The sequence below is a fragment of the Coralloluteibacterium stylophorae genome, assembly GCF_018122625.2.
Classification (GTDB): domain Bacteria; phylum Pseudomonadota; class Gammaproteobacteria; order Xanthomonadales; family Xanthomonadaceae; genus Coralloluteibacterium; species Coralloluteibacterium stylophorae.
In genome coordinates this window covers 183,380-189,589 of record NZ_JAGQFT020000010.1, presented here as the reverse complement: position 1 = coordinate 189,589, position 6,210 = coordinate 183,380, and the positions used below count along the sequence as shown (strand labels likewise).

Sequence of the window (6,210 nt, the reverse complement as noted above, 5' to 3'; positions counted from 1 at the left end):
ACAACGACGAGCGCCCGAAGAAGGCACTGGGCGGGCTGACCCCACGTGCCTACGCGCAGCAGCTGGCATCCACTACCATCGATCCCGGACTCTAGATCAACCCGCTACTGAGGGCGGGGGGACGTCGCCGCCTCGACAACGGGCCGGAGTTCATCAGCGCCACGCTGGCGCAGTGGGCGCGGCGGCATCACGTCGAGCTGTTGCATATCCAGCCGGGAAAGCCGACGCAGAACGCCTACATCGAACGCTTCAACCGGACCTTCCGCACCGAGGTGCTCGACCGCTACGTGTTCACCAGCCTGCACGAGGTTCGCCGCATGGCTGAAGACTGGCGGCACCGCTACAACCACACCCGCCCGCATCGCGCCCTCGGCGGCCTTCCGCCGGTTCGCTTCGCGATGGCACACTCACCCACTGCCTCTAGTTCTGGCTGACTCGAAAGAACGAGGACGCTTCAAAGCGACTCTTGCGCATGTCCGTCCTCTTGGATGACGGACTCTACCTAGCTTCGGCTGGTACGGCTCAGTGGGGGAAGGTCACGAGGACGTTTCAGCGTCAGGACGCTTCAACGGGAACCGGCTCCCCACCGGGGCGACGCGGAGCCGGCTCCAGGAAGCGGTATCACATGGCGACGGAGCGGACCTGCCCGGCGACGATCACCTCGTCGGCGGCACGGCGTGCGAACAGGCCGACGCTGACGACACCGGGGATCTGGTTGATCCGCGCTTCCAGACCGACCGGATCGACGATGCGCAGGTGGTGGACATCGAGGATCCAGTTGCCGTTGTCGGTGGTGACGCCTTCGCGCCAGACCGGCTGGCCGCCGATGCCGACGAGCGCGCGCGCGACCAGACTGCGTGCCATCGGCACGACCTCCACCGGAAGCGGGAAGCGCCCGAGCACGTCGACCTGCTTTGCCGCATCGATGACGCAGACGAATCGATCCGCGGCCTCCGCGATGATCTTCTCCCGGGTCAGCGCCGCGCCACCGCCCTTGATCAGGCGATTACCCGGATCGCATTCGTCGGCGCCATCGACGTAGAGCGGGACGGTGCCGACGGCGTTGAGGTCGAGCACCGGGATGCCGAGGGCGCGCAGCCGCGCCGTACTCTGCTCGGAACTCGACACGGCGCCCTCGATGTCGTGGCGCAGATCGGCCAGTCCGTCGATGAAGAAGGCAACGGTGCTGCCCGTGCCGACACCGACGACGCTGCCTTTTTCCACATAGGCCAGCGCCTTCTCCGCGGACAGCCGCTTCTCGTGATCCTTGGACATCGTCATTCCTGAGTGGTGCCGAGCGAGAGGAGGACCTTCCACTGCGACGCAGTCACCGGCGACACCGAGAGACGGCTGCCCTTGCGCAGCAGCTCGATGTCGCCGAGCCGGTCCGCGGCGGCGCGGATGGAATCCAGGGCGATGACCTGCGGCAGCTTGCGCCGGAAACGCACGTCGACCAGCCACCAGCGCGGCGCGTCCGGTTTGCTCGCCGGGTCGAAATACTTGCTGTCGACGTCGAACTGGGTGGGATCCGGGTACGGAGTCCCCGTGACCTCGGCGATCCCGGCGATGCCCGGCACCTTGGTGTTGGAGTGGTAGAACAGCACGCCGTCCCCGGCGCGCATCACGTCGCGCATGAAGTTGCGCGCCTGGTAGTTGCGCACCCCGGTCCAGGGCTCGGTGCCCACGCGCTCGAGGTCGTCGATGGAGAAATCCTCGGGCTCCGACTTCATGAGCCAATGGCGCGGCATGGGAACTCCGGTAGGGCGAACGGCGGCGCGTATTATCGCAGCGTCGTCGCACCGGTGACGATCAGCGCCTCCGGCGTGGCGACGGCGTCCAGCGGCACGTCCCAGGTCTCGGCGACCAGGCCGTCGACCTCCTGGAACCCGTAGGCGACGCCGATCAGCCAGGGCGGCGCCGGGCGCTCGTGCCGGAACGCGAAGCTGCGGTCGTACCAGCCCCCGCCCGTGCCCAGCCGGGTGCCGCTGCGGTCGAAGCCGACCACCGGCACCAGCGCCGCCATCAGGAGTTCGGCATCGAGGCAGGAGGACGGGTCGACGTCGGGCTCCGGAATGCCGAAGCGGTTGCTCACCAGCGCATCGCCGAAGCGCCACGGCGCGAACACCAGATGCCCGTCGGGGTGGAGCTTCGGCAGGCAGTAGACGCAACCTTCCGGCAGCGTGGCGAGCACCGCATGCAGTGGCAGCTCGCCTCCGATCGCCCAATAGCCGGCGATGTAGCCGGAAGTGGCGAAGGCCGGATGCGCGCGCAGCTGTGCCGCCACCGCTTCCGCGGCCTGCATGCGTGCGGGCGCGGCCAGCGCGCTGCGCTCGGCGCGGAGGCGGCGGCGCAGGCCCGCGCGGTCGTCGGAGGAGGGGGGAAGGGTCACGGTCTGGCAATCCGGGGAAACAAAAAAATGCGCCGTGCGGCCCAGGCCGGACGGCGCATCTGGATAGGCATCCTCCGCCATGGCGATGCGTACGCAACGACCTTGATCCCGAGGATCAGGTGGAGGCGTGGACGACGATGTCAGGCTTTCCGCACGTGGCGGACATGCTCACGATCGCCGCTGCCAGGCCCCCGCGGTCGTCATTAAGGGACAAGGCAAATGTGGCGTACGCTGTCGGCCACGGCAGAGGATGGGCGCAGTATACCGTCGCGGGATGAAGGGGCGCTCAAGGCGTCGGCAGGACCCGCTGCAGCGCCGCATCGACGTCGTCGACGAGCCGCTGGATCTGCTGCCCGCGAGCGCGGTCGGCGTCCTGCAGCTGGACCAGTTCGTGGGCGAGGTTCAGCGCTGCGATCACCGCGATCCGGTCGACCGTCGCCATGCGGTTGCCGCTGCGGATCTCGCGCATGCGCCCGTCCAGCATCCTCGCGGCGGCGAGCAGCCCTTCGCGCTCGTCCTCGGCGCAGCCGATGAGAAACTCGCGGTCCAGGATCCGGATCTTGACCGGCTCGCTCATGCGTTGTGCTCCAGCGCCTTCAGCCGGTTGATCATGGCCTCGACCCGCGCACGTGCCTGCTCGTTCTTGCTGACCAGCTGCGCGCGCTCGACGATGAGCTGCTCCTGGCTGTTGCGGAGGCTGCGGTTCTCGTCGGCCAGACGACGGCAGAGCTCGGCCAGTGCGGCGACGCGTTCTGCGAGGATGTGGACCGGGTCGGGCGGCGGGCTCATGGGGGAGGTCGGCACGGGCGGGGGAAGGGTGGTCAGTAGGGCGGTGGGACAGCGGTTGCGAGGGTCGGACGCCAAGTGTGCACGAAGGCCAGGCAGCGCTGTGGTTCGAGCGGCTGCGACAGCCAGAACCCCTGGATCTCGTCGCAGCCCTGCTCGCGCAGGTAGGCCAGCTGCTCCTCCGTCTCGACACCCTCGGCGATCACGTTCAGGCCCAGCGAGTGGGCCATGGTGATGACCGTCGCGGTGATCGCCTCGTCGTCCGGATCGTGGGTGATGTCGCCGACGAACTCCTTGTCGATCTTGAGCGTGTCGATGGGCAGGCGCTTGAGGTAGATGAGCGAGGAGTAGCCGGTGCCGAAATCGTCGATCGCCAGGCTGACGCCGAGCGCGCGGAGCGCGTGCAGCGCGGCGGTGCTCTGCTCGGCGTTGGCCATGACCATGCTCTCGGTCACCTCCAGCTCCAGTCGCGCAGGCGGAATGCCGGTGTCCTCCACGATCTCGGCGATCACCTCCGGAAGGTTGCCGCGCAGCAGCTGCAGGACCGAGACGTTCACCGCCATTGCGATGTCGGTCAGCCCGTGCTGGCGCCAGCGCGCCAGCGTCCCGCACGCCTCGCGCAGCACCCATTCGCCCAGGCGCAGGATCTGGCCGCTCTCCTCGGCCAGGGGGATGAACACCGACGGCGGGATGTCGCCGAGCTCGGCACTGTGCCACCGCAGCAGCGCCTCCACGCCGGTGATGCGGCCGTCGACCAGCGACATCCGCGGCTGGAATACCAGCCTGAGTTCGTCGCGCTCCAGCGCCTTGCGCAGCGAGCTGGCGATGGTGGCGCGCTGGCGCGCCTCGGCGTCCATCGCCTCGGTGTAGAACTGGAAGGTGTTCCTGCCGAGCGCCTTGGCCTGGTACATCGCGGTGTCGGCGCGCTTGATCAGGTCGGTCGGGGCCAGGCCGTGGTCCGGGTACAGGCTGACGCCGATCGAGGGAGTGATGGCCACGTCCTGGCGGTCGTCCACGTCGAGCGGGCGCGCGAACGCGGCGAGGACGTCGTGCGCGACCTGCGCGGCCTGTTCCTGGTCGGCGACGTCCTCGATGACGACGGTGAACTCGTCGCCGCCGAGGCGCGCCACGGTGTCCGAGGTGCCGACCGTCTCCAGCAGGCGCGCCGCGGCGGAGCGCAGGATGCGGTCGCCGGCGGCGTGGCCGAGCGAGTCGTTGATGTCCTTGAAACGGTCGAGGTCCAGGAACAGCACCGCGACGTAGTGGTTGCGCCGGCGCGCGCGCACGATCGCGCGCGCGAGGCGCTCGGACAGCAGTGCGCGGTTGGGCAGCCCGGTCAGGGTGTCATAGTTGGCGAGGTAGCGCAGTTCCTGCTCGGCGCGCTTCTTCTCCGTGATGTCGCTCAGCACGGTGACGAAGTGCGTGCGCACGCCGCTCTCGTCGCGTACCTCGGAGGCCTCGAGCCAGCACAGGAACTCCTCGCCGTCGCGCCGCCGCTGCCACATCTCGCCCGACCAGTGGCCGGTCTTGGACAGCGCTGCATGCACGCGCCGGTAGAAGGTCGAGTCGTGCTGCTCGCTGTCGAGCAGCTGGCTGGACTGGCCGAGTGCCTGCGCCTCCTCATAGCCGGTGATACGGCTGAAGGCGGGGTTGATGGCGACGAAGCGGAAATCGAGGTCCACGACCGAGACCGCCTCGTTCATGCTGCGCAGGACCTCGGAGGCGATGCGACGCTCGCGCTCGTCGCGCCGGCTGGCGGTGATGTCGCGCGAGGTGCCGGCCACGTGCAGCGGCAGCCCGCTGCCGTCGCGCTCCACCACCTTGCCGCGCGTGCGCACCCAGATCCAGCCGCCGTCGGCGCCGGTGATCCGGTGCTCCATGTCGAACGCGGGCGTGGCCCCGGCCAGGTGCTCGCGCATCCGCCGGACGACCTCATCGACGTCGTCGGGATGCAGGACTTCCCGCTTCCAGTGGTCGAGCAGGGTCGCGTCGCCGCCGGTGGCCGCGACCATGTGCGGCATGCCCTGGCGATGGACGCGGCCGGCGGCGATGTCCCAGTGCCAGTACTCGTCGCCGGAGCCCCACAGGGCGAGGGTGTGGCGCTCTTCCCGATGGCGCAGCTCGGCCAGCAGCTGGCGCTCGCGCCGTTCGCGGTGGCGCAGGATGCGCCAGGCCGCCGCGAGCGCGGCCACGCTCGCCACCACCAGGACGCTCGACACCGGGGTCAGTAGCGTGGTCCCCGCCTGTGCCTGCAGCGGGCACGCGCACAGGACCAGCGCCGCGGGCAGCCGGGTGAGCACAGGCAAGAATCCGGCTGGGCGTGCCATTGCCGCACGCGACTCCACGATCCGAAGAGCAATTCCCCGCCGACAGTGTAGGTTTCGCCGCAGCGGCCCGGCAAGGCACGCGCGGGGCCACTGCTACACTGGCGCGCCCGCCATCGCGGCCGTCGCCCTGCGGCGGCCGAGCCACTGCCGTGACCGAAGCCATCCTGCCCTCCGCCCACACCGTCGCCACCGAACTCGCCGCGCTCGGCGTGGTCGCCGATCCCTCGGAGGTGCACGGCGCGCTATGCGGCTTCCTTGCCGGCGGCGGGCGTCCGCAGCGCGACTGGCTGGCGCAGCTGGCGCTCGAGGCCGAGCATGCGCCGGCGCCCGGCGGAGTCCTGGAGACGCTGCGCGAGGTGAGCGGGCGCCGCCTGCAGGACCCCGACTTCGGCTTCGAACTGCTGCTCCCGGAGGAGCCGGTGACACTCGAGGTGAGGGCGGACGCCGTCTTGGCCTGGTGCCGGGGCTTCCTCGGTGGCTTCGGTTTGGCCGGGCCTGCGCTGGACCTGCTGTCGGAGGACGCGCGCGAGGCACTCGAGGACCTCGGCCGCATCGCCGCTTCGCGCCTGTCCTACGAGGACGCGGAAGGCGACGAGACCGCGCTCGAGGAGGTGGTGGAATTCGTGCGCGTCGCGGTGCTGCTGCTGCACGGCGACTGCGTGCTCGGGCCGCAGCACCGGCGCAGCCTGCACTGAGCCGGTCCGCGTT

At 69.8% G+C, this 6,210-nt stretch carries 7 protein-coding genes, 1 other RNA gene and 1 pseudogene; 2 read left to right on the top strand and 7 right to left on the bottom strand.

All coding sequences use genetic code 11. The annotated features are described in order from the left end of the window. Positions 1-128: 128 nt before the first annotated feature. Positions 129-434 (top strand): annotated as a pseudogene (locus KB893_RS14955) (integrase core domain-containing protein); the annotation flags it as partial. A 187-nt stretch (positions 435-621) separates the two neighbouring features. Here the strand turns inward: KB893_RS14955 and rpiA are convergent. From rpiA to KB893_RS14920, 7 genes are all read right to left on the bottom strand, one after another. After that, positions 622-1,275 (bottom strand): ribose-5-phosphate isomerase RpiA, encoded by a 654-nt coding sequence (gene rpiA / locus KB893_RS14950; RefSeq protein ID WP_211927796.1) that lies wholly within the window; start codon positions 1,273-1,275, stop codon positions 622-624. A gap of 2 nt (positions 1,276-1,277) precedes the next feature. After that, positions 1,278-1,748 (bottom strand): EVE domain-containing protein, encoded by a 471-nt coding sequence (locus tag KB893_RS14945; protein WP_211927795.1) that lies wholly within the window; start codon positions 1,746-1,748, stop codon positions 1,278-1,280. A 32-nt stretch (positions 1,749-1,780) separates the two neighbouring features. Beyond that, the gene (locus tag KB893_RS14940; RefSeq protein ID WP_338026972.1) at positions 1,781-2,389 is read right to left on the bottom strand and encodes a 5-formyltetrahydrofolate cyclo-ligase; all 609 of its coding nucleotides are present in this window, start codon (positions 2,387-2,389) and stop codon (positions 1,781-1,783) included. Positions 2,390-2,456: 67 nt separating this feature from the next. Continuing rightward, a non-coding RNA gene (gene ssrS / locus KB893_RS14935) (6S RNA) lies at positions 2,457-2,642 on the bottom strand. Positions 2,643-2,675: 33 nt separating this feature from the next. Then, a complete protein-coding gene (locus tag KB893_RS14930) occupies positions 2,676-2,966 on the bottom strand; it encodes a cell division protein ZapA (RefSeq protein ID WP_211927793.1) in 291 nt (96 codons plus the stop codon). Beyond that, complete coding sequence (locus KB893_RS14925) at positions 2,963-3,178, bottom strand: TIGR02449 family protein (RefSeq protein ID WP_211927792.1); 216 nt, start codon at positions 3,176-3,178, stop codon at positions 2,963-2,965. The genes KB893_RS14930 and KB893_RS14925 overlap by 4 nt, the downstream gene beginning before the upstream one ends. Before the next feature lie 32 nt (positions 3,179-3,210). Continuing rightward, on the bottom strand, positions 3,211-5,475 hold the full coding sequence (locus KB893_RS14920; RefSeq protein ID WP_211927791.1) for a putative bifunctional diguanylate cyclase/phosphodiesterase: 2,265 nt from the start codon (positions 5,473-5,475) through the stop codon (positions 3,211-3,213). Between the two features lie 176 nt (positions 5,476-5,651). Between KB893_RS14920 and KB893_RS14915 the strand changes: the two genes are divergently transcribed. Beyond that, positions 5,652-6,197 (top strand): UPF0149 family protein, encoded by a 546-nt coding sequence (locus KB893_RS14915; RefSeq protein ID WP_213173830.1) that lies wholly within the window; start codon positions 5,652-5,654, stop codon positions 6,195-6,197. The last annotated feature ends 13 nt before the right edge of the window (positions 6,198-6,210 follow it).